This is a genomic window from Bacteroides sp. An19, assembly GCF_002160215.1.
Lineage (GTDB): Bacteria > Bacteroidota > Bacteroidia > Bacteroidales > Bacteroidaceae > Phocaeicola > Phocaeicola intestinalis.
The window spans coordinates 38,860-62,832 of the sequence record NZ_NFKD01000020.1; the positions used below are offsets into that span (position 1 = coordinate 38,860).

27 protein-coding genes and 1 pseudogene are annotated in these 23,973 nt (G+C 51.5%); 11 read left to right on the plus strand and 17 right to left on the minus strand.

Annotated elements, in window-relative coordinates:
• Positions 1 to 8: 8 nt before the first annotated feature.
• From B5F25_RS09605 to B5F25_RS09640, 8 genes and pseudogenes are all read left to right on the plus strand, one after another.
• Entirely contained in the window at positions 9 to 644 is a 636-nt protein-coding gene (locus tag B5F25_RS09605) for a hypothetical protein (RefSeq protein ID WP_087249237.1), read from the plus strand.
• Positions 645 to 683: 39 nt separating this feature from the next.
• Positions 684 to 1,511 carry a M23 family metallopeptidase gene (locus B5F25_RS09610; RefSeq protein ID WP_087249239.1) on the plus strand — a complete coding sequence of 276 codons (828 nt, stop codon included), beginning with the start codon at positions 684 to 686 and terminating at the stop codon, positions 1,509 to 1,511.
• An 11-nt stretch (positions 1,512 to 1,522) separates the two neighbouring features.
• Positions 1,523 to 1,819, plus strand: a complete 297-nt coding sequence (locus tag B5F25_RS09615; protein WP_087249241.1) for a hypothetical protein — start codon at positions 1,523 to 1,525, stop codon at positions 1,817 to 1,819.
• Positions 1,816 to 3,612 (plus strand): hypothetical protein, encoded by a 1,797-nt coding sequence (locus B5F25_RS09620; protein ID WP_087249243.1) that lies wholly within the window; start codon positions 1,816 to 1,818, stop codon positions 3,610 to 3,612. Before B5F25_RS09615 ends, B5F25_RS09620 begins: the two co-directional genes overlap by 4 nt.
• An 18-nt stretch (positions 3,613 to 3,630) precedes the next feature.
• Positions 3,631 to 6,267, plus strand: a complete 2,637-nt coding sequence (locus B5F25_RS09625) for an ArdC-like ssDNA-binding domain-containing protein (RefSeq protein WP_087249245.1) — start codon at positions 3,631 to 3,633, stop codon at positions 6,265 to 6,267.
• Between the two features lie 31 nt (positions 6,268 to 6,298).
• Positions 6,299 to 7,768 carry a glucosaminidase domain-containing protein gene (locus B5F25_RS09630; protein ID WP_087249247.1) on the plus strand — a complete coding sequence of 490 codons (1,470 nt, stop codon included), beginning with the start codon at positions 6,299 to 6,301 and terminating at the stop codon, positions 7,766 to 7,768.
• Between the two features lie 50 nt (positions 7,769 to 7,818).
• Entirely contained in the window at positions 7,819 to 8,436 is a 618-nt protein-coding gene (locus B5F25_RS09635; protein ID WP_087249249.1) for a hypothetical protein, read from the plus strand.
• Between the two features lie 2 nt (positions 8,437 to 8,438).
• A pseudogene (locus B5F25_RS09640) lies at positions 8,439 to 9,488 on the plus strand (zincin-like metallopeptidase domain-containing protein); the annotation flags it as partial.
• A 223-nt stretch (positions 9,489 to 9,711) separates the two neighbouring features.
• Here B5F25_RS09640 and B5F25_RS09645 read toward each other — a convergent pair.
• The 3 genes from B5F25_RS09645 to dnaN all read right to left on the minus strand — a co-directional run bounded on the left by B5F25_RS09645 (position 9,712) and on the right by dnaN (position 12,293).
• Positions 9,712 to 10,182, minus strand: a complete 471-nt coding sequence (locus B5F25_RS09645; RefSeq protein ID WP_087249253.1) for a hypothetical protein — start codon at positions 10,180 to 10,182, stop codon at positions 9,712 to 9,714.
• A gap of 333 nt (positions 10,183 to 10,515) precedes the next feature.
• Entirely contained in the window at positions 10,516 to 11,094 is a 579-nt protein-coding gene (locus B5F25_RS09650; RefSeq protein ID WP_087249255.1) for a hypothetical protein, read from the minus strand.
• A gap of 77 nt (positions 11,095 to 11,171) precedes the next feature.
• Positions 11,172 to 12,293 (minus strand): DNA polymerase III subunit beta, encoded by a 1,122-nt coding sequence (gene dnaN, locus B5F25_RS09655; RefSeq protein WP_087249257.1) that lies wholly within the window; start codon positions 12,291 to 12,293, stop codon positions 11,172 to 11,174.
• Positions 12,294 to 12,300: 7 nt separating this feature from the next.
• Here dnaN and B5F25_RS21165 point away from each other — a divergent pair, with 7 nt between their 5' ends.
• Together B5F25_RS21165 and B5F25_RS21680 are read left to right on the plus strand one after the other, a co-directional pair.
• Positions 12,301 to 12,594: a hypothetical protein gene (locus B5F25_RS21165; RefSeq protein ID WP_140406907.1), complete on the plus strand. Its 294-nt coding sequence runs from the start codon at positions 12,301 to 12,303 to the stop codon at positions 12,592 to 12,594.
• A gap of 107 nt (positions 12,595 to 12,701) precedes the next feature.
• On the plus strand, positions 12,702 to 12,875 hold the full coding sequence (locus tag B5F25_RS21680) for a hypothetical protein (protein WP_162614389.1): 174 nt from the start codon (positions 12,702 to 12,704) through the stop codon (positions 12,873 to 12,875).
• Between the two features lie 472 nt (positions 12,876 to 13,347).
• Here the strand turns inward: B5F25_RS21680 and B5F25_RS09665 are convergent, their stop codons facing one another.
• From B5F25_RS09665 to B5F25_RS09695, 7 genes are all read right to left on the minus strand, one after another.
• Positions 13,348 to 14,814, minus strand: coding sequence for an OmpA family protein (locus B5F25_RS09665; RefSeq protein WP_087249259.1), 1,467 nt, complete (start codon positions 14,812 to 14,814; stop codon positions 13,348 to 13,350).
• Between the two features lie 173 nt (positions 14,815 to 14,987).
• On the minus strand, positions 14,988 to 16,448 hold the full coding sequence (mobV, locus tag B5F25_RS09670; RefSeq protein ID WP_087249261.1) for a MobV family relaxase: 1,461 nt from the start codon (positions 16,446 to 16,448) through the stop codon (positions 14,988 to 14,990).
• A 221-nt stretch (positions 16,449 to 16,669) separates the two neighbouring features.
• Positions 16,670 to 17,512: a hypothetical protein gene (locus tag B5F25_RS09675; protein ID WP_087249263.1), complete on the minus strand. Its 843-nt coding sequence runs from the start codon at positions 17,510 to 17,512 to the stop codon at positions 16,670 to 16,672.
• A gap of 100 nt (positions 17,513 to 17,612) precedes the next feature.
• Positions 17,613 to 18,104 (minus strand): hypothetical protein, encoded by a 492-nt coding sequence (locus tag B5F25_RS09680; RefSeq protein WP_087249265.1) that lies wholly within the window; start codon positions 18,102 to 18,104, stop codon positions 17,613 to 17,615.
• 18 nt (positions 18,105 to 18,122) lie between these two features.
• Positions 18,123 to 18,473, minus strand: a complete 351-nt coding sequence (locus tag B5F25_RS09685) for a hypothetical protein (protein WP_087249267.1) — start codon at positions 18,471 to 18,473, stop codon at positions 18,123 to 18,125.
• Positions 18,470 to 18,922 carry a hypothetical protein gene (locus B5F25_RS09690; RefSeq protein ID WP_087249269.1) on the minus strand — a complete coding sequence of 151 codons (453 nt, stop codon included), beginning with the start codon at positions 18,920 to 18,922 and terminating at the stop codon, positions 18,470 to 18,472. Before B5F25_RS09690 ends, B5F25_RS09685 begins: the two co-directional genes overlap by 4 nt.
• A gap of 47 nt (positions 18,923 to 18,969) precedes the next feature.
• Entirely contained in the window at positions 18,970 to 19,947 is a 978-nt protein-coding gene (locus tag B5F25_RS09695; protein ID WP_087249271.1) for a hypothetical protein, read from the minus strand.
• Positions 19,948 to 20,454: 507 nt separating this feature from the next.
• On the opposite strand from B5F25_RS09695, the gene B5F25_RS09705 reads away from it, so the two are divergent.
• Entirely contained in the window at positions 20,455 to 21,057 is a 603-nt protein-coding gene (locus B5F25_RS09705; RefSeq protein WP_087249293.1) for a recombinase family protein, read from the plus strand.
• Positions 21,058 to 21,140: 83 nt separating this feature from the next.
• Here the strand turns inward: B5F25_RS09705 and B5F25_RS09710 are convergent, their stop codons facing one another.
• The 7 genes from B5F25_RS09710 to B5F25_RS09745 all read right to left on the minus strand — a co-directional run bounded on the left by B5F25_RS09710 (position 21,141) and on the right by B5F25_RS09745 (position 23,769).
• Positions 21,141 to 21,485, minus strand: coding sequence for a hypothetical protein (locus B5F25_RS09710; RefSeq protein ID WP_140406908.1), 345 nt, complete (start codon positions 21,483 to 21,485; stop codon positions 21,141 to 21,143).
• 11 nt (positions 21,486 to 21,496) lie between these two features.
• Positions 21,497 to 21,850: a hypothetical protein gene (locus B5F25_RS09715; RefSeq protein WP_087249277.1), complete on the minus strand. Its 354-nt coding sequence runs from the start codon at positions 21,848 to 21,850 to the stop codon at positions 21,497 to 21,499.
• A gap of 17 nt (positions 21,851 to 21,867) precedes the next feature.
• Positions 21,868 to 22,194 carry a hypothetical protein gene (locus B5F25_RS09720; RefSeq protein ID WP_087249279.1) on the minus strand — a complete coding sequence of 109 codons (327 nt, stop codon included), beginning with the start codon at positions 22,192 to 22,194 and terminating at the stop codon, positions 21,868 to 21,870.
• Positions 22,191 to 22,433: a hypothetical protein gene (locus tag B5F25_RS09725; protein ID WP_087249281.1), complete on the minus strand. Its 243-nt coding sequence runs from the start codon at positions 22,431 to 22,433 to the stop codon at positions 22,191 to 22,193. The genes B5F25_RS09720 and B5F25_RS09725 overlap by 4 nt, the downstream gene beginning before the upstream one ends.
• A gap of 11 nt (positions 22,434 to 22,444) precedes the next feature.
• Entirely contained in the window at positions 22,445 to 22,732 is a 288-nt protein-coding gene (locus B5F25_RS09730; protein ID WP_018667469.1) for a hypothetical protein, read from the minus strand.
• A 407-nt stretch (positions 22,733 to 23,139) separates the two neighbouring features.
• A complete protein-coding gene (locus B5F25_RS09740) occupies positions 23,140 to 23,409 on the minus strand; it encodes a hypothetical protein (RefSeq protein ID WP_087249285.1) in 270 nt (89 codons plus the stop codon).
• Between the two features lie 21 nt (positions 23,410 to 23,430).
• Positions 23,431 to 23,769, minus strand: a complete 339-nt coding sequence (locus B5F25_RS09745) for an SLOG family protein (protein ID WP_087249287.1) — start codon at positions 23,767 to 23,769, stop codon at positions 23,431 to 23,433.
• Positions 23,770 to 23,973: the final 204 nt, after the last annotated feature.

The window sequence follows — 23,973 nt, forward strand, 5'->3', positions numbered from 1 at the left end:
TATAGAATATGGCAGGATGGGCAAGAATACTGGGTTTTGGCAAAAAACTGGTCAACAACTCCGCCACCCGCTCATTAGGCGGTGCGGTAGTGCATCCCCAACGCACCCTAGCCGGATTAGGCCATGCCACCAAAACGGCTGTTGTCGGAGGCGGCATGGGCTACCTTGCGTGGGAGAATATCGTGAACGACAAGCCGGTGGTGCGCACCGTGGCCGACGTGCTGGTCGGCGAGGAAAATGTGGACAAAGGAGTGGAAATGGCCGGACAAGCCGCCGACCGTGTGGAACAGGCTGTTGACCAAACCGGTGAAGCCCTGCAAGGCGTAAAGGAGGGCGTTTCCACCATGAACCAGACATGGGGAGGCATCGGAACATTCTTAGGCAACCTGACCGGTGGGAACGGCTTGGATATGTTCGGCAATTTCTTCTCCAACTTGGGGAAAGGAAACGTGTCGGGCTTGGGAATGCTCGGTTTGGTGGCTTCCGCCTTGCTGGTGTTCGGCCGTTTCGGCTGGTTGGGCAAGATAGGCGGCCTGCTGTTGGGCATGATGCTTATAGGCAATAATTCGCGGATAGAGCAGAAACAACCAGCAGGGCAAACGCCGCAGGAGGAGCAAGGACGACAAGGAGGAATACGAAGATAAAAAAAGAAGACAAAAGAGAAAATTGACAATATCGAGAATATGGACTATATACAGGAAATGAACCTCGCTTCCGCCAGCGGCTACTGTATGCCGTTTGAGGAGCGTGACGGAGAAGTGAAGCTGCTCTTGGGCTATGGGGAACAGACCCACCCTAAGACCGGCGGAAAGTTTTTCCACCACGGTGTGGATTTCGGCACACACCGGTACATACTGGCTGCGGTGGCCGACGGCGTGGTGACGGGCATCGGGAGCAACCCCACGCACGGGGTGTTCCAAGTGACCCGGTACGGCAAGTATGAAGTGACCTCCGCCCATCTGGCAAGGGCGATGGCTCCGTTCGGGGCAAAGGTAAAGGCAGGTAGCGTGTTGGCCATCAGCGGCGACCTGCTCCATATGGAAGTGCGGTATGACGGGGAAGAAATCAACCCCATCGACTTCCTCGCCATGCTATACGGCAATTTGAGGATGATGCGGCAGCAAGGACATACTGGGATGCCCGATTTCGAGACTATCGAAATGGACATCCCCACGGACTATGACGATGACCAGGATGAGGTGGAGGAACTGATGTTGCGCTTCTACCCGGACTACCTGTCTGAAATAGGCAGCGGGATGTACCGTGTGCCGGAGCATACCGCCCAGTCCTTGCGCAACATCTTCTCCTTGTCGGCCATCCGTAACTATTTCTACGAGGTGATACCCTCATTGGCCAACCCGCTCGGCATCGGCACACGCGCCATGCCCATCGCCGCCAAGGTGCAGAACCTGCTGATAAGCGACTTCCTGAACTATTTGGCGTTCCGTCACGGGGTGTTCCTCTCCACCTTGGACGGAAACGGTAAAAAAAAAGACTTGACGAAGCGGTAGCCGCCATCAGCATCACCGACCCGCTAGCGAATTTAGAGATTGACGTGTGCAGTTTCGACATACCCAGATTAGTGACCGTCTATCCCGACCGCGCCGGACTAAGGTGGTGGACGAAGGCCTGGTTCAACAACAAGGAGGAAGGGGAAGCCTCGGTGGAAATCAACCGGCAGACGGCGGTGGGCTTCATCCGCGATGAGATAGCCAAGGACGCGATGCTGGAGAAATACTACCCCAAGCAGATGGAGGCCTGCCGCCACGCGATAGAGCAGACAAGGGAACAACTGATGAAACAACTGATCATCACATGAGCAACGGAATACGACATGACGGACGGTTCGCGGAGGTGGAATACTGCCTGCAAAGCTACTTCGACACTTATCTGGTGGCTGTCATGCAGGACGTAAAGGACTACATCGGAAAGAAACAGGCGGAGGAAATAGGCGAATACACCATAAGTCCGGCAGGACTGCTGGGCAGTCTTGCAAGCGGAGCCACGGGAATGCCCGACAACACGCTCCGACACCTGCGGCTCACGGGAGAATGGAACAGCAAGACCGCCGAGAATTATGTGGAGATGTGCAGGGAACGGATTGCCGGAAACGAGGACATCGCCTCCGACCTTACCCTGCTTGCCGGGGAATGGCGCAAAGCGGTCGTGGCCGAGATAGGCAGGGAACGGTATGACAGCCTCTCGGCCCGATTAGGGGGCGACCTGGCTTTCGCCTATGTGGACTACCGCATGGAACAGCTGATGATAGACCGTATGGTGGCCGAGCGGATGCCCAAGTCATCGGTGGAATACGTGCTTCGCAAGGGTATGGAGGGCAGCCTGTTCGGTTTCGCCGACTCCCTGATGAAATCTCCCCTGCAACAGGAAATCGATGTAAGAAGCGAAGCCGCCTACAAGCCGTCCAAAGGGGAAAGGGCAGCCGGACGTGGCGTTTCCCTCGTGGCGGATGCCGCAGCCACTGGCGGCATCACCTCATGGACAGCACTGGTCGGGACTTTGGGTCTGGAAGCCGTTTCCTACGGTGTGGAACGGTATATCGACGGCGATAAAGAAGGAGGTGTAAAAGTGCCGACCGTGGAAGGGTGCATCAGCCGTGGCGTGTTCGGTGCGGAAGGCAACGTGTTCACGGGCTTCCGCCAAAAAGGGAAGCAAATCGTTTCCTACGAGAATGACTATGTGCTTTCCGTCAACAGCCGGCTGGTAAAGCCCATGGGCATCCTCACGGAAAAACCGTTATGGGCGGATTATTCGGAACAATACAAACTACCCCATATGGATCTGAAATCATTTATTCCGGAAAACAAGCGCGATGACGAACGCTACAAGGACGTGCCGATGATTGTCGCGCCGGGGCATGAGGAGGAATACCTCCGGACCTTGGCCGAACAGGAAGAAGCGCAGAAGAAGAAAACAGGAACCGCGCAATCGGAAAGCGAAGAACAACACCCTGGACAACAGCCGCAACAGGAACAAACACCGGAAAGCGGCCAGAACGAAAACCAGCAACAGACCAATGAGAGCGGTTGGGATTCTTTTCTGAGGACATTCGGGTTGGACGGGCTGGACGGCGTGGGCAAGAACCTGGGCTATGTGGTTTCCATGCTCCCCGATGTGCTGATAGGCTTGTTCACCGGTCATACGAAATCTTTCGGGGTAAAGGACAGTCTGTTGCCCATCGCTTCCATATTGCTGGGCATGTTCGTCCGTAATCCCTTGCTGAAAATGGTATTGATAGGCATGGGCGGCTTGAACCTGCTCAACAAGGCCGGGCAAGAAGCTCTTGACAAGCAAGAAGAAACACCTGCCAGACAGCTATACAAGCCTTATCCCGATGAACAACTGAACGCAAGGCTCGCCAATCCCGTGCTTCAAGGCGACCACCTCTTTATGGAAATCGACGGTGTGCCGTGCAGCGTCCTGTTGCCACACAATGCCGCCGAAGCCTGCCGGGAGGGGGCATTGCCGATCAATACCCTTGCCAATGCCGTGCTGGCCAAGCATGAGCAAACCAAGCGGATAGCCCAAGGGAACTTTCGTGCCTCGGAGCAGGCATTGGAGGAAGGCAGGGAAAGGACATTTGGTATCAAGTAACAACATAATCTGAAAAAAATGAGCAAGAATAAAAGTCCTCAAGAGAAAGCCGCAGTGGAAAGGGAAAAGGAACTGCTGTCAGGCGCATTAAACGGAGCGGCAAGCAGCGGCGGCTACTGGCTGAACGCTTCGGGCAGGACGGCTCCCATGTTTTACCCGAAAGGTCCTGAAGTTAGTCCGTTCAACGCTCTCATACTCGCTATGCACACCGACCGTGGAGGTTACAAGACCGCCCGTTATTTCTCGTTCAACGAGGCCAAGAAATACGGACAAGCGGTGCTGCAAGGTGAAAAAGGTGTGCCTTTCCATTGGTACAAATGGGAGAAGTATGTTAACCGCAACGACCCGAACGACACGATGTCGAGGGAGGATTACCTCCGGATGGACAAGGAAGAGCGGAAACAATACAAAGGAGTGCGCAACCGGGAGATACGCATCCTGTTCAACGTGGACCAGACCACGCTGCCCGATTCCAATCCCGAAACCTACCGTGCCCTACTGGAGAGCCATGGCGGCATCAACGACCGGGGCAACCTCAAGGCGGAAGAGCGGCAGTTGCGGAACGCCGTCAACCATTTCGTGGCGCAGGTCAAGGAAAACCTCGTACCTATCCGCAAGGACGGCACAGGCATACCCCGTTACGACACCGCCAAGGATGCCGTCTATATGCCAGACCAAAAGCATTTTGCCTCTTACCCCGACTATGTGCAGGAATTGGTGCGCCAAGTGGCAAGTGCCACCGGGCATCAGCAACGTCTTGCCCGTGAAGGCATGGTGATGCAAGGCGGCAAGGCACCTTCGGAAGATGCCGTGAAATATGAACGACTGGTGGCTGAACTCGCCGCTGGCGTGAAGATGTCGGAGTTCGGTCTGCCGGCCAAGATGTCAGCGGAGAACCTGCCTTTGGTGGAATACTGGACGAAGGAACTGCACGAGAACCCAATATTGCTGGAAGCCATCGAAACGGACGTGAACAATGCCGTGGAGGTGATGCGCAAGGCGGAGCGTGGCGAGAAGATAGAATACGCGGCCTTGCGGGATCACAAACGCACCACCGAACTGCGCGAGAAACAGAAGCCGCAAGTAGATTCAAGGGAGAGCGCCATCCTGCTCGACATCATCCGTAAGGGAGGCATGGGCGTGGACAGCCGCAATTTCGCCTCTCCCACCGAGAAACAGGGCTTCATGGAAAAGTTTAGTCTGGGCTTTTATGACAAAAAGGTGGAAGAAGCATTGTCGAGGGTACGTGACGAAGACCCCGAAGTGGTGGAAATCGCCTTTACCGAAGCCGCCAATTACGGCACCCAGATGGCGGAGTCCTGCAAGGAGTACATTCCTGCCGAGTGGAATACCAAGGGCAGCTATGCGGTGTCTGACAGCTTGAAAGGGATACCCGACCGCTCCACCAAGGAGATGGTCATCGTGCGCGACAAGCAGACGGGCCTCGTGGATGTCGTGCTGCCTGGCGGGGCGTTGGAAGGTGGCCATGTGGTCTTGCCCGACGGTGACAAACGCCCGTACAGCCTGACACCGGACGAGGTGATGAGTGCCCAAGAACGGTCGGAACGCGGGGCAAAGGCGGTGACGAACAACCTGCCCGGCTTCTCCAAGCCACGCATCGAGAGTGCCTTGCGGGCGCAAGGCGCTGCATTCGTCCGTTTCTTTAACAAGGACGGCTTACTGGGTTTCCGTCCCGATGACAGCTACTTTGAGGGCAAGGAGGTAACTACGGCCAAATTAGAGGGCAAGGAACTGCGGACACTTTCGCACATCGACGTGTCCGAGGCGGTGAAAAACGCGACCACCGTGCAGTTCGACCGCATACAGATGCTGCGTGACGATGACGGGCGGTGGGCGTTGTACCTTAAACCACAGGGAGAGGCGTCATTCAGCGTCTATCCCGACAAGGAGGATGTCAACCGTTTCTTCACCACCATCAAGCAAGGGCAACAGGAAGCGTCCGCCGAAGTCCGCCGCAGCTTGGCCAATAAATACTACGCCTTGGCGCAGAATATGCCGGAACTGAAAACGGACTTGTTCGCTGGTCACACCGAGAATGCCGACCTGTCAAGGATTAAAAGAGTGAATATTTTCCGCACTAAGGACGAGCGCATCCTCTGCGCCCCGGTCATTGATGGCGTGGAGAAGGTACAGCCGAGGCTGGTGACGCCCCAACAGTGGCAACGGATGTGGGCGGCGGAGGATATGGCCGAATACAAAACTAATCTGGCAGGCATGCTCTTTGCCGATGTGTTGCAACAGGCAAACGCGCAAATCCAGTCACAGGAATCCAAACAAGGAGAACAAACCAACATGGCATCTGAGGCCACCGCCAAAGGACACTCTTTCACCCCGTCCATGCAGGAACAGTTCGGCCAACTTAAATCCAAACACCCCGATGCATTGCTGCTGTTCCGGACCGGCGACAACTATGTGGCCTACAAGGAGGATGCACAGACCGCCTCACGGATATTGGAACTTGATGTGGAACAGGGAGATAAGGCGGATACCGTTTCATTCCCCTTCGTGGATTTGGACACCCATCTTCCCAAACTTATCCGTGCAGGACAACGGGTAGCAATTTGTGACCAATTGGAAGAATCCAAGCAAACGGTAAGCCATGAGAATGAGGCACGTGTGGGGCGTGGGAGATAACAGGGATTATTGACAATCAAAAGATTCAAATATGGGTAAAAACAAGAACGAAATATATGCGGAGCAATACGCCAAATGTGCGATGGAGCAGATGCGCCGCTACGGAATACCGGCCTCCGTGACACTGGCGCAGGGCATATTGGAAAGCAGCAACGGCGAAAGCACTTTGGCAAAGAAAGAGAACAACCATTTCGGCATCAAGGCCACGCAAGGCTGGTTGGACGGTGGCGGCAGGTATGGCTTGTATACAGATGACAAACCCAATGAGAAGTTTTGCAGCTATGACAGCGTGGCCGATTCCTACGAACACCATTCCCGTTTCCTGGTAGAGAACAAACGGTATGCCGGATGTTTCAAGTTGCAAGCCGATGACTACAAGGGCTGGGCGAAAGGGTTGGAACAGGCGGGATATGCCACGGGAGGCAACTACGCTGCCTCGCTCATTGGCATCATCGAGCGGAACGGGCTTGACAAGTACGACCGCATGGTAATGGAAGAGATGCAAGCACAAGGCCGGACACCTGGCGAGGACATGGAAAGCCACCTTACCGAAGAGGGCAAAGGTTATGCCTTTCCATTGGAACGTTTGGAGTTTCTGTTGGTGACTGCGCCGTTCGGCGGACAACGCAGCATCACCCTGCAAACAGACCATGAAGCCGTTTTAGCCACGGAAGACAATGGCAAGGTGGTGGCGGTGGACACCGGTAAATCACTGACGGTAGAGTATGCACGGACAGACGGCACCACCTATCAGGTCAGCTACCAAGACTTGGCAAACACGAATGCCAAAGTGGGCGATACGGTAAACGCCGGACAGCAGGTAGGCGTGTCGGGGGACAACCTTCAATTCGGTGTGGTGCAAATCTCCACGGACGGCAGCAGGCGTAACATCGATCCTGCAGCATACTTGGCCGATGTCGCCCAAAAGGGGAACATCAACCTGCAATTGATGTATGAAGGCAAGGACTTGATGGAAAAATACAAGGCTGCTGATGGTGCGGTCATCAACACAACCCTGTCACCGGAAGAATGGATGAAAAAGTTGCTTTCCTCGGAGGACAGCGGTGCACGTCTTGGCTACGGCACTGATCCCGTAGTGGGGATGGCCATTACGATGTTCACTTCGCTCATGGCATTGGCCATGCAGATTGACAACAAGGATGAACAGATGAAAGTGGCCACCGAAGTGGCCTTGGGCAAGCGCATCGACCTTTCGGCATTGCTGCCCGCCTGCAAGGAATGCGTGTTGGAGATACAGGACGGCGGCCGCCCCTTCTTGCATATGGACAATGGCAACGGAATCTTCTCGCACGAACTGACCGCATCGGAGATGAACCGCCTTTCCCTTGTCCTTTCCGATACGGGTACCACGGCAGAGCAGAAACGCATCCAAGTGGCGGCGATAGTGAACAGCATCGCCCTTTCCGGCCAAGTGGCACAGAACTATGAGCAGGGAATGGAACAACACAATGGTCAAGGCGAGAACCTGCAAATCAGATAAAAGACAGAATAGCGAAATAACGAATACATCACCAATAAAGGATAACAATTATGATCAAATGCAATGTGACAATCAACGGCACGGTCAGCCGGGCGGCGACGGTGCGGACCAACAGCGAGGGACAATCGTTTATCTGCTTTACCGTCAAGGCAACCATTCCCGCCAAGTCGGGTGCGGGCAAGCAAGTGGAAATCTCCGTATCAATGGACGGAGGAGAAACAGATGCCACCTCGTATGCCGTGGGTGCAAGGGTGGAAATGCAGGGTACGCTTACTTTCCGTAAGCGCAGCGACAACCTATACTTGAATTTCCATGCCGAAGCAGTGGATTTTGCCCCTGTATCCGACAAGGACAGCATAACGGGCGACATTGAATTTCGCGGCACTATCGGCAAGCAGGTGGAGGAAAAGACCGACAAGAAAGGCGGCAAGTATCTTGTATTCTCGGCTTTCAGCACCGAGAAAGACGGAGAAGCCTTCGCTTTCACTTGGGTGCGTTTCATCCGTTTCTCAGCTGAGCGGGAGGCATTCCTTGTACCCAAGACAGGTATAACAGCCAAAGGCAAGCTGGAACTGTCAGCCTACCTTGACAAACTCAACATTGCTTGCCGGGTGGAAGAGTTGGCAGAATGGGTAAAAAAGGAACATAACAACCAAACACAAGCGTAGGCATGGCAAAGAGGAATGATTACCACAGGGATGGTCCGTCAGCCGAAGACCGGGCGTTGGAACGTTTCACGGAACTGATGATAGAAAAGATTTCCACCTTGAAAAAGGACTGGTCGAAGCCTTGGTTTACAGAAGGCATGATGAAATGGCCAAAGAATCTTTCGGGCAGGGAGTACAACGGGATGAATGCCCTCATGTTGGCATTGGAATGTGAGAAAAAGGGGTACGAGCTTCCTGTATTTTGCACCTTCGATGCCGCGCTTTCACTCAATTACAGCAAGAAGAAGGACGGCTCGCGGCAGCCTTTGCTGGATGAAAACGGAGAGAAGCTGTCGTTGGTGTCCGTGCAGAAAGGCGAGAGATCCTTCCCGGTTTTTATCACCACCTTTACCGTGGTGGACAAGGAAACGAAAGAGAAAATCAAGTATGAGGACTATAAAAGGCTGTCCGATGAAGAAAAACAGCGATATTCGGTTTATCCGAAGATGAACGTATATAACGTGTTCAATGTGGACCAGACCAACCTCCGCGAGGCTCGTCCCGAACTGTACGAGAAGATTCGGTCTGCCAATGAACTGAAACCGCCCGTAAAATTGGACGGCGAGTCATTCTCCTTCGCCCCGTTGGACGAGATGGTGGACAAAGGACTGTGGGTATGTCCTATCCGCCCCATGCATCAGGACAGGGCGTATTACAGCATCAGCAAGGACGAAATTGTCATTCCTGAAAAGGCGCAGTTCGTGAACGGGGAATCCTATTACGGCACCATGCTGCATGAGATGACCCATAGTTCCGGACATGAGAGCCGGTTGAACCGCTTGAAACCCGCTGCATTCGGGTCGGAGGAATACGCAAGGGAGGAATTGGTGGCCGAGCTGGGTAGTGCGCTGTTGGCTTCACGTTATGGTATGGCAAAGCAGGTAAAAGAGGAGTCGGCGGCTTACCTGAAGTCGTGGCTGGGCAGCCTAAAAGAGTCGCCGGAGTTCCTGAGAACGACCTTGTTCGATGTAAAAAGGGCGACCTCGATGATTTCGCAGCAGATTGAGGCCGTACAGGAGCGCATCGAAGCCAAGCCGGACATCATGGATGTGGACGGCGACGGGAACACACAAGAAGTGGCTCATGAGGAACGAGAGCTTGTGGGTACGGTGGCGGAGGAACACGTGCCGTACCGACGGGGACGGTAAAAGGGAAGCAGTCTCATAAAGGTACGGTCGGCAGGGTGGATTTGTTTGCTCCACCCTGCCGGCAGTTACCAATGTTGATGCATCCGTGTCAGAAATGATAGCGGATGACACCGCCGAAGAAAAGTACCGTTCCTTCCTCCAACCCGCTGACCCAGGACATGAAGCCGGCCGATAGCATGGGTTCGCCGTCGATGAAAAACCTGATGTTCGTATCCAGCGGATTTTCAATCTCCCTTTTCAGCCAGTATGCCTCTCCGACGAACTTGAATACGTTTTCGGATGACACTTTCACGGCCTTGCCGTGGATGCGGGCCACCCACTCTTCCGTCCACTTGCCGATGCCGCCGTTATACCGCAGGGAATTTTCGTCGATGAGCGTGAACATCCCTTCGGGCAGTATGCAGCTGCAGAAATCCTCAATCACGATTTTACGGTATGCTTCCAGGACTTCCGAACAATAGTCGAAGAAGCCATAACCGCCTTCATACAACGTGAGCGCGTTTATGAAATCCTCCTTGCCGATGACTTCCGTTCCGATTTGAATGATGTTTGAGTACATGGTTCTTGTTTTTATTAGTTGGACATTGTGTGCATTCCCTGTTGTCCGGGCTTTCCGCCCTTACCGCAAGGACATTTTACGTGCGGATGGAAACGGCAGGACAGGGAAACAAAGGCAAGCAATCTCGAAGGATAGTATGGCGGTGCTTGACGTGTTTCCCATGCCGTAACTTTGCACTGGAAAATGGGGCGGCAAGAATGGGCGTATGGCAAAATCCAATAAGGTATAAAAGGATTGGTCAAAACAATATATAAAAGTGTATAAAAGGGTGCTGCGGCATGGAAAGCCTATGGGAAATCGGCAGGGCTTCCCATCAGCTGTCCTTGCGGCTCATCACACCACATTGTATTGGTACAGGTAGCAGTAATTGTCCGTCCCTGCCGATTTCCACTGTCGGTTGAGGTCGCCCAAGTCCTTTTCGGAGCAGATGGCGCAACCGCACATTCTCGACACCCAGTCAAGGGTTTTCTCCAAGCAGGGGAAATATTCGGTCACGTACCCGTCATCGGGAAAGTGCGCATCCACGGCGTACCTGTCCTTGAAATAGCGGCCCTCGCTGTCGTTGGTCTCGTAAAAGTCCATCATCGGTTCTTCGGAAATGTAATAGTAAGTCAAGGAGGGGAACTTCTCGCAGATGAAGTCGTAGGTCTCGATGCAGGGCGCCCATGCGGTTTCCGTTTCCATGCGCAAGACATTCCCCTGGCATTGCAAGGACATCCATGACCCACGGCAATAGGTATTCTCCCACTTGCCGCCCAAGGCTTCGACAAGGCAACCCAACCAGTTTGTGCCAAAACCGTTTTCAACCAATGGAGTTTTGCGCCTTTCCAACTTTTTCATCGTTTGGTAAAGGGTCTTGATTTCTTGCTTGTCACCCTCGAATACGAGGGCTGTTGAACACCAATTAGGCATGATTGTAAATGATTTTAGTTATACATTATGTTTGGATGGGGTACAGGGCGTTAGGAACACCCTATACCTTTTGTCGTTCACTCAGGCAACATCATCGGCATCAGCAGAGCCAAGTGTTCCGACTGCACATCGCTTGAAACGGGTTCGATGATGGCGGCACGGCAGGCTTCGCTCATGCGGAAACGCACTTCGGCTGTATCCATGTTCTCCAATATCATCTTGAGGTTCTCTGCGTGGAAAGCGATACGGACTTCATCGCCTTGGTAAGTACAGAACACGGTTTCTTCGGCCGATGTGGCATTGTCAAAATCATGCCCTGTGAGGAGCAAGGCCATGCCCGAAAAGGACAACACAAGCTGGCGGCTCGTCCTTTCCGCGAATACGCCTACGCGACGGATGGCAGACAACAGGGCTTGGCGGTCGATGGTAGCTTCCTTGTTGCTGTTGGTGGGAACAATGGCATTGTAGTTGGGGTATGTTCCCTCTATCAGCCGTGTGCTGAAACTGTCCGTGTCGGTCTTGAACACAATGTTCCGCCCGTTGTATTCCACTTCCACGCTACCCTCCTTTTTATGCAACAACAACTTGACAATCTTTGCTGCCTTAGCCGACAAGACGAAACGGCAATCATCCGCATTTCCTGCCAAGGGATAGGTGTTGCGCACCAACTTATGCCCATCGGATGCGGCACACTCCAACTTACCATCGGAAATAGTGTAGTTTATCCCTGTCATCACGGGGCGCAAGGCATCGTAAGAAACGGCAAAGAGCGATTGGTCAATGGAATTGCACAATGTGGCTGCGTCCATGTCGAAACGAATGTCACTCTCGTTTTGCATCATGGGATATTCATCGCTGCCAAACCCTGCCATGCCGTAATGCCCGTTCAAATAGTGGATGGTCACACTTTTGTCCTTATCGTCAATGGTAAAGGTAATCGGTTGTTCGGGCAGGTTCCTCACTGCGTCCAACAAGGTGGATGCCGTGATGCACACTTTGCCTGCTCCCTCCTGTCCTGTGATATCCAGCGAGCCGTGCCATACACATTCCAGGTCGGAGGCGGTCACTTCCAGCGGTGCGTCCTCTTTCACTTCCAGCAAGAACGTGGAAAGGATGGGCAGTGCCGGTTTGTTGTTCATTACTTTGGCCATTGTAGCCAGTTTGTTTGCCATTGCGGTTGATGATACTGTAAATTTCATAATGAGAATGTTTTTGTTTCCCCTGCTTTCGGGCTGTTTGCCCTTGCCCGGAGGAAGTTATTTTTCGGTGCAGGATGAGCCGTCCGCCTATGACGCAAACTTTTTGGCAGGAATACGCTTTGGACAAAGGAGAAAGGAAGATTCCTGTCATCGGGAACAACCGCTTAGTCCGGCCTTTGTCCCAAAAGTTTTCGGCATCAACAGCGGGCGACTGAACTTCGCACCCGAAAATACGCCCGGCGGCAAGGGTATGGCGCGAGTGGTAAAAAGTCTGTATAATCGGATAACTGTCTGTATATAAAAGGATGGCAAAGTGGAAGTGTTGATTTGACATTTTCTTGAAAACCCGTTCCACAAAATATCGGTTTTATTATTTTTGCAGTCATTTATGCAGGCAAATAAGAGTATATGGAACGGTTTATCATCATAGTGTTGCTCATTCTGATACTGTCACTTACATGGTATTGGAGAAGAAAGCTGGGCGAAGCCTATTGTGCCGCCGCCCAATATGAGCCTACTTTGGAACTGCGCAGGGAGTTCAGCCGCAAGGCTGTGTTGGCGGGCAATCAGGAAGCGAGGTAGATTTTCCCCATCACCGTTGCGAGGTTTGCTGCCGACCATCAGCCACCCAAAAGTGTTCAAAAAGAAGAAAATCCCATGCGTATTCACGGACTATTACTTCCAGTCAAGGTACAACCCATACCTAAGCGAAGCACAAAAATAGTTCTGCCAATCCTTGATCATCCATACCAACGTCGTAAACGGGTATCTATGATGAAGAGTCGGAAGACATTGATTAGACGCCTGACAGGACGATTATTTATGTGAACAGCATGATTAACTTGTGGTATGGCAAAAGGAATGGGAAGTATGTAGTGGTAAAAAAGGAAGTCTTGCCGTTAGATCCGGAGAGCGACAAACCATGCAGCGACGACTTGTCGGAATTTGACTTGCGGATATAGAACAGGCCGACTTTCACAAGCCGGCCTGCCCTTAAAACAGTGGTTCGATTTGATCGTGAATCCCCCTGTCAAGAATAGAACAAAACAAAAACCTAATCAGTCGTGTTCGTTACAGGAAACAACAGCCTTACACAAGCATTGCGGTTGGCTTCTACGGGCTTGTAATCGTCGATACCACCGGCTGAAACAGTTTCTATCCTGTCGGCATCCACGCCACGCTTTCGCAACTGTCCGGCCATGTATGCGGCACGTCTTTGAGACAAGCCGTTGTTGATGGCATCGTTGCCTGTCGCACTGTCTGCCGCACCGATGATTTGGACGCGCAGCCCGTGCTTTTGGGCAATCCGGGCGATGCCGTCCAAATTGACCAACTGCGAATAGTCAGTAAGCCTGTCGGTGTCCAGCACGAAGAAGAAATAGATGGGCGGGCCGATATATCTACCGTCCACAGGCAAGGATGAAACAATGGAATCGTTGCCTTGAAACGAACCATCACTTCTATAATTGGAAACCTCGCCGTATGCCATATAAACTGTGTCCTTGCTGTGGATAAAAGTGCTGTCGCCTTTATGTGTGTCCATGTCTGCTTGGGCATCGCGCAGCCTTGCACGAAGCGAGTTCAATCCGCTGTAATCATTCTTGGGATAGCCGGTAGACAAGCCTTTGCCATCACGTCTATCTTTTATCGAAGAAAGCCTGTCCGCATACTTGTCAAGCAGTCCTTCCAACTTCAATATCTTCTCCAATTCGGCAATGATGCGGATGCTCATGCCATTCTTCTGCCTGAACCGTTCATTCTCACCGCGCAAGCTGTGGACATAATCGGTTAACCGCTCGTTACGCTTGATGTAAGGGGAGGCATTAACCACGCGCTTCCAACCTCTCTTGCCGATTGTGTAAGAGAATCCGGCGGTCAGCGACAACATACGGTCGCCCCACCTGTTGCCTGCGCCCATGCCGTCAAAGTCCTTGAAGGTGGTGGCGCAACCAAGTTCAGCGGTGAGGTGCAGGCGGTCGGTCAGACGGTATCGTCCTTGCACCCCGTAAGAAACGGCAAAGGGTTGCCGGTCGAGTTCGTCATTATGCAGGATACCCAAGCCGACGTAAGGAACCAAGTCCCAACGGAAATCCTCTTTGGGACATGAGAGGCCCGACAATACATTCCACATCAAGTCGGCATGGAGATGCTGGAAGTTTCTTGATTCAAACAGGGCATCCTTGAACTGCAAACCTTGGAAGGCAGCTCTCACACCTATGGCAGGCGTGAACCACTTGCCCGCAGAAACGGACAATGCTGGTCTCGTGCGGTCAAAGATGTCACCGCAGCCAAGCGGCGAACCGACAAAAGCCGACACACCGCCGGACACGTTCACGAACCAGTTTCCACGCCAAGGAGAAACCTCCACGGCATTCTCCAAATAGATCGGCTCCAACGGTTTCAGCCATTCCTCCCATTGTGGTAGGATCTCCCATCGGATAGTATCCGTCATGGGAACATTGTACGCCCTTGCCATGAGCGGCAGGGACAATACGGATAGCAATAAAAATCTTCTTATCATATTATCAGCATATTTGTTTTCGACTTACAAAAGAAATGATTCGCCACGTCTGCAAAGAGGCTTTCTTCCTCTTTCAACTCCCGCTTAACAAGAATTTCAGTCACGGCGATTTACCATACTGTCAATCATACTATAAGTCAGATATAAGTGATGACAAAAAGTCTCTTGGCCTGTCATTTCCTGCGGACGTTCTTGCCTCCTTTGGGCTTCATCATCCGGCTTGCCTGTATCAGGCAGCGTCTTGCCCAGGCCCGGTCGTCCTCGTCCTCTTTCCGTCCCCAAGGCAGGTCATTGTCACCACCTCCACCGCCGTGGCTTTCGGCAAATGTCGTGGCCAAGTCCACATAGTTCGCAAAGAGGTAGATGGCACATTTGAAGATGTCCTCGCCACGTTCGGCCACATCTTTCAGCAGCGTGCCGTCGAACAGATTTTGTCCTTCGCCGTCCAATGCTGGAAGCAATGACTTGAACTCGTTCAGTATGTCGCCCAACAGCGCATCGGCCAGCCGGTAGCGCACCTGATGTTCCAAGTCGTAGGTCGCAGCTTTGAGCTCTCGCCGGTATTCAACCGCACGTTCACGTGTTTCTTCCTCTATCTGTCTAAGTTCGGAAAGTTGTCTGTTCGCTTCTTCCAATTTGCCGCGTTTGTCGGTGAGATTATCAAGCACTTTCTGCAAGTCAAGGTCGAGTTTGCTTATCTTCTTGCGCAATTCCTCCGAATCGCCACGGCTCGCTTTCAATTTTTCCGCAAGGGCTTCCATCTCGGCAATCATCTGCTTCTTTTTCTCCTCTAAGTTGACGGTCATCGTGCCCAGTCCTTTCACCCGTTTCTCGGCAAAACGGATGTCGGCAAGCAACTCGCCGAGCAACTTCCTGTTGTTCTCAACCTGTTCCTCCAGGGTCGTACATTCCTCGCTCAACGCACGGCGGTATTCTTCCGTGGTCCGGTGTTTCGCACCGCTTAAGGCGATGCTCGTGCCTCGTTTCATGCCCCACTTCTCGTTCACCTTGGCGAACTCGTCATGATAGAAATAGAAACGTTGTTTGGAGTCGTATTTGTTGCCTCCGAAAACCTTGTTGTAGGAAATCCTGCCGCGTGGATCCATCGGTATCACGGAGCAGTGCACATGGGGGTTCAGCTCGTCAAGGTGTACATAGAAACCGACGACGTTATCTTCGCCCCAGTGTTCACATGCAAACCTGTACACGTCCTGCGCCCAACGCTCTATGTCCTTGTTGCGACAGATATGAGAGTTGTCCGCCCCGTGCGTGAAGTTCACTCTCTGGTTGCCGAAGGCGAGCTGGTGCATCCGCTCCCTCGAACCGCCGAAGATGATGTTGGCTACAGTGCGGAACCCCGGCTCGGAGAGTCCCTCGTTGGGATCCTTGATGCCACGGGATTGCAGGGATTCCGCCATGCGTTGCCCGATAGACTTGGACTTATCCACGGGCACAACTTTCCCGCCCTTGACTATTTCAAAGTTGAGCCGTTCGCGGGTGCGGTCATAATTGCCGTGCCTCGTCGCCCATTCCCAACCTCTTTCCGTCCAGTTGCGCTGGTGCTCGTTGCTCTGGCCATCGCTCATGCCCTTTCCGGGCCTGATGTCAAATACCTGTTTGATGCTTTCTGCCATATAATCCGGTCGTTTTTTACAGCTTGCTGCCGCCCCCGGCGGTTCCTGCATTTTGCCCCTTTAAGGGCAAAGTGCGTATTAGGCTACGCAGGCAGAGCCTGTCTTCGTGGGCAAGCCCTGTCGTCAGGGTCGGAGGTCAAGACCTCCGTTAATACCCATCCCGTCTGTCGGGATACCATGCACTTGGTTTGACGAAACTCAGCGCGGGGGAAGCAAGACGTTTAAACTTGGTTATCTGTTCCACCTGTGGACTTGGTTCCCTCGTGCGGTTTAAGTCCGTTATGGGGCTTTTCTTGCGTTATAAAGGGAAGATAATACTGCAGAATGATGTCGGCCGTTTCATCGCCGCTACAAGTGGCTTGCGCTTTCAGTGGGGTCTCAGCCTCAATGAGCCGCAGTCCGGCAAGCGTCAGCCGCTGAAGGAAACACGCAAGGTCTTTGCCGCATTCTTCCAAGAACAGCCGTTCAAGGGCTTCATTCACCCGTGTGTTGGCTGGAATGATGCCTGTGCGTTGGAGGATGGTATGGGCTATCAGCTTATGCAGACGTTCGCCTGTGGATGCTTGCCGGTCGGAGCGTTTGCCTGTCGGTTCGGTTACGAACAGCTTGTCAGTTTCGGTTATGAAGTGTACAAGCATTTCCACCCATTCTTCAATGGTGAGGTATCCACACAGCCAGCGGTTCAAGAGCAGTTCCTCCTCCGACAACAAAGGGGTATTTATGTGTCCGTCTTCTGGCAATACACAAGTCATCGAGAGGATGAAATACCCACTGCGTCCTGTAACTTTGGCGACTTCCGATAATTCCAATTCGGTGAGGAATTTGCGCACCGTGTTACGATGCCAGTTCCAATGCTTGGCAAGCCCGCTGACCGTCAATGCCACCTGCCCTTGCGGCAAAGGCTTGGCGATGGCTGGGAACTCTTTCTTGTCCTTAGTAGAGAGGTCTAACAAGTTGCGGAACGCCGCCAGTTTCGAGTGCTTCTCGTTCGATTCGGGATTGAGGAATGCAAGCAATCCGCTGTCAATTAGGATGCGGCATCTTGCCGCTTTTTCTTCTTTCATTCTTGGGGCTGTTTTAAGCGTTATTCTGTTCAATTGAGTAAAAATGGAATGGCAGGGGAAGGACTTACATGTAAGTAATGATTCCGACAGCCTAAGTTCCTTATGACCATTTATAATAGGTGTCTACAATGCTATGAGGAAACTCCAAATAGTCATCCAACGTGTCAGGAAATGTGTTACGAGCCACCTGCGAGGGATAAAACACGGTGCCGAATACGACTGTGGCCAACGTAATGCCAAGGGGCAGCATATGCGGTACGAAGAGCAGGATTACCGCTGCCATTGCCGCCCAGGAAAGGTGATGCTTCCGTTGCAGGAAGTCAAACGCCCGTTCCGTGTTTTTGTGGGAATACAGGGCCAAACAGGCAATGGATGACAAGGCCAGTTCATGGACATTCCCAAAGAAATTCAGATGGTAGAAGTGGAACACCATGAGGGTGGCGAGCATTCCTAGCGTATAGCATCTGCGGAAGCTGCGCCTCCAAGCCATGCGCAAATAAAACTGGAGCATGGCAGGGCGTTTGCTCTTGTAGAGAAACGGCACGGCGGCATATGCAAGGATGTAAAGCATATAAAGGATTGGAATAATCATTATCTTGTGGTTTAAGGGTTACAGTTCAAGTTCCAAGTTGATGAGTTTGTGCGAGGCGAGGTGGATGATGTCCTCCGCGTCCTGCATGGAAAGCGTGCCCAGCCTGCAGCGTTCCTTGAAGCCCGGCCGCCGTTTGAGCGAGTTCACCGCACGGTCAAGACGGTATTCGGGAATATCCCACACATGCCCTTTGGGGTATGCGCCATGTGCCGTCCGTGCCACCAAGGAAAGCACCCTGCAACGGACGGGGTGCAGCCCTCCGCCGGAGTGCAGCATGAAGTTGCACTCACGGTCTGTATCCAGCACGTCCACCCAAGTGCGGCATTCATGGATGGTGGCGGCGAGTTGCCTGTACAGGACTTCCTTCATAGGCAGATGAAGTCTTTGAGCAGTTCCTCTTCCTTGACGGCGTACAGGAGTTTGCCGCCATTCGCCACTCTCGCAAGCTCCTCGCGGAGTTCGCTGCCCATCACTTCCAATGAATCGTAGAGGGTCACATAGAGCGTATCACACTCGATGCGGTCGTCGGCTTGCGCGTTCAACTTGTGCATGTGGCCGAAGCGGGGATTGGAGTAAGCACAGCACCGCTGGCCGAACGGGGTGTCTTTGCTCGGCACATGGTGGTAAAGGAGTTCCAGCTCCATCTGGTCCTCCAGCTCGTCGATAAGTTCCTCGATGGGATAGACTTTGGGCAGGCGGAAAGTGAGCAAGGCGTAATCCTCGTACACCTCCGCCCCTTGGAAAAGGCTTTGTGAAACCAACGCCGGCATCTGCAAGGATGCCAACGTTACAAAACGGTCAATTTGTTCTTTCTGCATATAGTTGTAGTATGTTTGATTAGTTTCGGAATCGTTGGGGACAAGATTTATTCATATCCCAAGATGAATGTTTTGATCAGCAGCGCGGGTAACCCGTCGGCATCCAGCGGGAGATCCGACTCTTCCAATTTGTCCAAAGCCTTGGGTGTCATTTCCGCAAGCTTTTCCATTGTCCGCATCTGTTCCTCGTCCATGAGTGCGTAAGCAAAGCCGTCCAATGAAATCCACGGTTGAAGAATCATCCACAGGTAGGCTGTAGCCTGCCCGTTATCAACCCGATGTAAACGGTGCAGACTCTCCAGACAGGCTTCCGCATTTTGCAACAACCGTCTGTTGTTACGCATCGCCAGCAGTATGACAACTTCTGATTTACCGAACACGGGATATTCATCGGCTGACAGGCTGATAATTCCGTGCATCACCTCGCCCGTTTTCTTTGTAATATCGTCAAGCGGTATGTTGCCAGTGCTCAATGTTGATAGATGGAGAAGAAACGAGCGGAAAGCCACATCCTCATTTCGTAGGAAGTCAATGGCATCATGCTTGGTGCGGATGCCTTTAGCAAGTGAGCCATCCAGCAATCGGTTGTATTTGCCGATAACTTCTTTCGCGCTTCCTTTCAAAGGAGCGGCTGTACCGGCATCGTGGTAGAACAGATGGACGGAAGCCACTAACTTTTGAGACACTGAATCCATCTCTATGTCATTCAATCCTCGCACCACGGCAAGGTAGTCGGAATAGCTCCACGTTCGGCTGTCAATCAAGCGAGACATTTGAAATTTGATGGAATCCCCAATGGAAATATGCCTGGCATCGGCATGGGCAGTCGTGTCACTTTCTAAGGTTGCCGAAACGGCAGTCTTCAATTTGCGCCATTCCTGTACCAGTGATATAAGTTCTTCCACGTTCAAGGCCTTTTTTGACTTGATTATCGTGAACAATTCGTTATAAGAGACCAAGGCATCGCCTATTGAACTGGGGAAATCATTGGAAACAGGTTGGCAACTTGCCAGCAATGTTGCCATAAAAGACAAAATGAAGATTAAAGTATGATTTTTTAGAGTCGGAAAGACATGGCATTTTCCACTCATAAAGTGCAGAAATTTTGTTGGCCATTTGGTGGCTGGTTCATCCGATAGTATCCGTTTCATCTTGGCAAATTTGATTTTGACGGTGCAAAATTATACCTTGCAGGCCATAATACCATATCTCTCCTACAACATTATCCATTCTTAGAAAATCATACTCCAAGTATGGTTTTTGTATTTGTCTGTCAGCCAGTTAGTGGCTAAAATGTGCTATAAAAAAGGAAATGATTGCGAGAACAGGAATTTATGGAATTACAGCTATTCAAACGTAAATAATCAGCCCGGACATTTGCCACAACAAACAGGCAACACCCAAACTGGACAAAGAGCCAAACAGGTGACATATGAAAAGAGAATTAAATTGGAAATTCAGCTTGGAGATGCAGGTTTTATCCTGCAAAAATCATACTTTTGCAGTCAGAATTAAATTTGGACTTAAACTATATGGCTAAGATTGGTTACATGCCGTATCTTCCCAAGTATGCGGAGGGAGCGGCTGATAGGAAGTGGATGGAGGATTTCGGCTGTGAGAACATCGTGGAAGAACAGCCGGTTGAAGGAGCGTACCGCTTGGGGTGGGACAGACTTTTGGCAAACATTGGCAAAGGCGACACGTTGGTCATATCTAAATTCGCCCATGTTGTCAAGGGAGCAAGGCAGTTGTCATTCTTTTTGGAACTCTGCCGGATAAAATCCGTGCGCCTTGTTTCCTTGCATGACGGCATTGATTCAGGCAATGAACTGTTCCCGGAAACCAAAGTGTCTGATGTATTGAGTATGGTGGCCAAGCTGCCCGAAGAAGCCAACGCCGTGCGCAAGATGGTTTCCAAACCGGGCAGGCTGACAAAAGGGATTAAAGTGCTTTCACAGGCTGCATACGGTCGAATGGAAAGGAAGAAACTGGTGGTAAACATGTACAAATGCGGCTATACCATCGAGGACATTTGGAAATCCAGCGGTTTCCGAAGCCGCAGTTCCATCTTCCGCGTATTGAAGGATGCTGGAGTGGAGTTGAAACGTTCCCGAAACAAGATGAAAGACAACTAAAACAGGGGTTAGAAAAGATTTTATAATAGGACTGTGCGCAAGTGTGATGGGACACCCATTGGCATCCCATCCACTCAGAAAAGTCAAGCGGTCTGCTTTTGCCGCGCCAAGGTGTTTCGGACGGCATCGTTCACTTGCATCAGCCAAATGTGGCTACCGCATGGAAGTTGCTGTTCGTCCAAGATAAAGGGCAGGGAATGGTCTGCCACTTGTACTTTCAACCGTTCTCCGTCAAAGCTAAGCCCTGTTAGCGTTCTGCTGCGTGTGCGACCGTCTTCGTCAGTCCAACCCATGCGGATATCACCGCCCAATGGCACGGATTGGAGTTGCCCCTCTTGAATTGTTTGCTTGACGGCTTGCAGGGCGTTGTGCTTCATGCTGTCAAGGACAGCCCCGATGGATTGGGGCGTAGATGTTCTTGTAATCATAAGTTGTCCGTTTATGAAAAACATTCCTTCCAAAGAAACCGTTGATACTCGGCTTCGTCCTTGCCCCGCTCGATGGCTTCATCAATGACACGGCCAAGTTCGTCGAAATACACTTCCTCGCCGATGCACTCTGTGCCGGCATAGTTCTGCAAATAAACCTCGTAGTAGTCCAATGCGTTGTAAGCGATGATGACATTGCCACTGAACAACCGTCCTTGCACATGGAATTTAAGGGCTGCCATGCCCTTGTATTCCGTTGCCACAAAATTTTCGATGCCCCATGAACGAATGACATTCAACGGGGTCATGCCCACCAGTTGGTCTTTGATGGTATTCGCCATCTGCAATACAAAATCTTTATCCATATTCAATTTTATTATGATTAGTCAAAATTTTCTTCTTCCTCGATGATTACATGGACGCTCCTTTTGCCATAGATGCGCCAGAATGCTTGCACTATGATGTCAAACAGTCTGTCGCTTTCCGTGTACCCAATGTCCAGCTCCTTCGTCCAATAGTCGAAGCTGAAATCAGCCGTTTCGCCCGAATAACGGTCAGCCGTGTTGTAAACCGTTACATCCACATAGTCGGTCGTGCCACTTTGTAGGCTTACCAAATGCCCATAATAACAGAACTCCATGTTGTTGGAGGGGCTGGTGGTAATTTTCTCCGCCAGCCTGCGAATGTAATTGTATCTTTTCCTGTTCATAGCGGCACCATTTCATCAATTCCTACCGTAAACCCATAGCCGTCCTCCGTGCGGAACTCATACAGCCGTTCAAGGTCGTGAAGCACTTCGCCTTTGCCGAAATTCTCTATTGCTCCCTCTATCTCCACATTCATGGCGGCTTTCGCACGTTCAAGGGTGGCATACAAGGCATGGCAGTCTGACACGCAGTCATTTTGTTCAATCAAGGTGTAAACCAGATACACAGCGTTCTTTTCCATAGTCCAATGTTTTAGATGTGTGGGATATAATGTCCGTTCTCTTCCAAGTAAGCCACGATGTCTTTTGCTTCCTCATGCGATGCACGGTTGCGGTCATCATACCGCCTTTTGTCATCGGCTATCACCACCAGGCACTCCTTCAATAGCTTATAGAGTTTTTGCTGCAAAGTCGGGTGCATCAGTGGGATGGAGGCGGCAAAGGTTGCATAGTCAAAGCCGTAGTCGTTCAACGCATTTTCCACCTGCATGGCAAGGCGGTACTCTTTCGTTTCTTTGAGGTTGTCAAATTTCTTGTTCATATCCGTAGATGTTTAAGTGAAACTTTTCCCTTTCATCGGCTCCTTTCCCCGAAGCCTGTTTGGGATTTACGGATGCTTGGTCCGGACATCGGTCCTGCTTCACCTGACGCTTTTTCTTGCCGAATACGCTCCGCAGGAGGAAGATTCTGCAAGAAATCCATTTCAAAGCGTGACAGGTCAAGCGCGATGCCCGACATTCGCAGCCGGAAAGCCAAACAGTGAGGGACAAGAGCGAAATGCCATGCAGACAGGTATAAAAGGAGCAGTGGTTGGCTATGAGAAGATAAGGGAATTTGGCAAGTATAACAGGGATAAAACCGGGTAAAGCAAGTGCTATAAGTGGAACCAGGCTGGGTAGTCCATACAGGGAGGCCGTACTCCGACCTCTCCCACATGGATTTTCTTTGTCAGAACCATTCGAGATTATCCCTCCTTAGCTCCTCCACCAGCTCTTTGTCGGGCAAGGCAAGGGTACGCTCATCGGTGAAGAAAAAAATCTCATCGTAGATGTCCGATGCTTCCTTACTGGTAAATTCCTCGTTCTCGTCCTCGAAACTGCCGGGGTGCAAAGCATCAAGCAGGGCTGTGCTGCCTATAATCAGATATTCGCCTTGGTTGTCTTTCACCATGCGGCATGGGTACTCCACACCGCCAAATTCAATATTCGCTGTAATCATACGTTTGTATGGTTAAATGGGTTAGTATAAATTGGTTATCTCCAAATTCATGCGCTTTGCCCTGCGGCAAGTATAGAACGTGCCGCCTTTCGGCTCGCCATTGTAGTAGGCGATGATGTGGCTGGCTCGCTCCAGCATATAGTCGTTACGCCGAAGGAAACAGCCGTCAAAGTAAGTTTCGCTCAAGCATACCATATCGTCAGCCTTGCCAAGAATGGAACGATACCTCTCTTTGTCCGCAGGGTTGAACTTGCAGGATTGCCCACGGAAAGGAATGACGGCTGTCAGCCGGATGTCGGAATAGTCGGCTTTCATCGCCAACAGTGTTTCAGCCGCAAGCATGTCAAAGCCTGCCGCCATGCCTTATGTATATTAAAATATTATGTAAAGTATTTAGATGCTAATAATTGCAAAACATTTTGTTAGACGAAAAATAGCAAATATTACTTTACATAATACTTAAACGATTTTCAGAAAGACTTAAGGAAGTCCATCAGCGCTTCATTATTTTGCCATACTGGTTCTGTTTCCGGGACTATTTTGATATATGCTTTCTCAATGGCT

Coding starts and splice junctions, on each gene's coding strand:
- B5F25_RS09605 (WP_087249237.1), top strand. CDS start 9: ATGGCAGGATGGGCAAGAATACTGGGTTTTGGCAAAAAACTGGTCAAC.
- B5F25_RS09610 (WP_087249239.1), top strand. CDS start 684: ATGGACTATATACAGGAAATGAACCTCGCTTCCGCCAGCGGCTACTGT.
- B5F25_RS09620 (WP_087249243.1), top strand. CDS start 1,816: ATGAGCAACGGAATACGACATGACGGACGGTTCGCGGAGGTGGAATAC.
- B5F25_RS09625 (WP_087249245.1), top strand. CDS start 3,631: ATGAGCAAGAATAAAAGTCCTCAAGAGAAAGCCGCAGTGGAAAGGGAA.
- B5F25_RS09630 (WP_087249247.1), top strand. CDS start 6,299: ATGGGTAAAAACAAGAACGAAATATATGCGGAGCAATACGCCAAATGT.
- B5F25_RS09635 (WP_087249249.1), top strand. CDS start 7,819: ATGATCAAATGCAATGTGACAATCAACGGCACGGTCAGCCGGGCGGCG.
- B5F25_RS09645 (WP_087249253.1), bottom strand. CDS start 10,182: ATGTACTCAAACATCATTCAAATCGGAACGGAAGTCATCGGCAAGGAG.
- B5F25_RS09650 (WP_087249255.1), bottom strand. CDS start 11,094: ATGCCTAATTGGTGTTCAACAGCCCTCGTATTCGAGGGTGACAAGCAA.
- dnaN (WP_087249257.1), bottom strand. CDS start 12,293: ATGAAATTTACAGTATCATCAACCGCAATGGCAAACAAACTGGCTACA.
- B5F25_RS21165 (WP_140406907.1), top strand. CDS start 12,301: ATGTTTTTGTTTCCCCTGCTTTCGGGCTGTTTGCCCTTGCCCGGAGGA.
- B5F25_RS21680 (WP_162614389.1), top strand. CDS start 12,702: ATGGAACGGTTTATCATCATAGTGTTGCTCATTCTGATACTGTCACTT.
- B5F25_RS09665 (WP_087249259.1), bottom strand. CDS start 14,814: ATGATAAGAAGATTTTTATTGCTATCCGTATTGTCCCTGCCGCTCATG.
- mobV (WP_087249261.1), bottom strand. CDS start 16,448: ATGGCAGAAAGCATCAAACAGGTATTTGACATCAGGCCCGGAAAGGGC.
- B5F25_RS09675 (WP_087249263.1), bottom strand. CDS start 17,512: ATGAAAGAAGAAAAAGCGGCAAGATGCCGCATCCTAATTGACAGCGGA.
- B5F25_RS09680 (WP_087249265.1), bottom strand. CDS start 18,104: ATGATTATTCCAATCCTTTATATGCTTTACATCCTTGCATATGCCGCC.
- B5F25_RS09685 (WP_087249267.1), bottom strand. CDS start 18,473: ATGAAGGAAGTCCTGTACAGGCAACTCGCCGCCACCATCCATGAATGC.
- B5F25_RS09690 (WP_087249269.1), bottom strand. CDS start 18,922: ATGCAGAAAGAACAAATTGACCGTTTTGTAACGTTGGCATCCTTGCAG.
- B5F25_RS09695 (WP_087249271.1), bottom strand. CDS start 19,947: ATGGCAACATTGCTGGCAAGTTGCCAACCTGTTTCCAATGATTTCCCC.
- B5F25_RS09705 (WP_087249293.1), top strand. CDS start 20,455: ATGGCTAAGATTGGTTACATGCCGTATCTTCCCAAGTATGCGGAGGGA.
- B5F25_RS09710 (WP_140406908.1), bottom strand. CDS start 21,485: ATGATTACAAGAACATCTACGCCCCAATCCATCGGGGCTGTCCTTGAC.
- B5F25_RS09715 (WP_087249277.1), bottom strand. CDS start 21,850: ATGGATAAAGATTTTGTATTGCAGATGGCGAATACCATCAAAGACCAA.
- B5F25_RS09720 (WP_087249279.1), bottom strand. CDS start 22,194: ATGAACAGGAAAAGATACAATTACATTCGCAGGCTGGCGGAGAAAATT.
- B5F25_RS09725 (WP_087249281.1), bottom strand. CDS start 22,433: ATGGAAAAGAACGCTGTGTATCTGGTTTACACCTTGATTGAACAAAAT.
- B5F25_RS09730 (WP_018667469.1), bottom strand. CDS start 22,732: ATGAACAAGAAATTTGACAACCTCAAAGAAACGAAAGAGTACCGCCTT.
- B5F25_RS09740 (WP_087249285.1), bottom strand. CDS start 23,409: ATGATTACAGCGAATATTGAATTTGGCGGTGTGGAGTACCCATGCCGC.
- B5F25_RS09745 (WP_087249287.1), bottom strand. CDS start 23,769: ATGGCGGCAGGCTTTGACATGCTTGCGGCTGAAACACTGTTGGCGATG.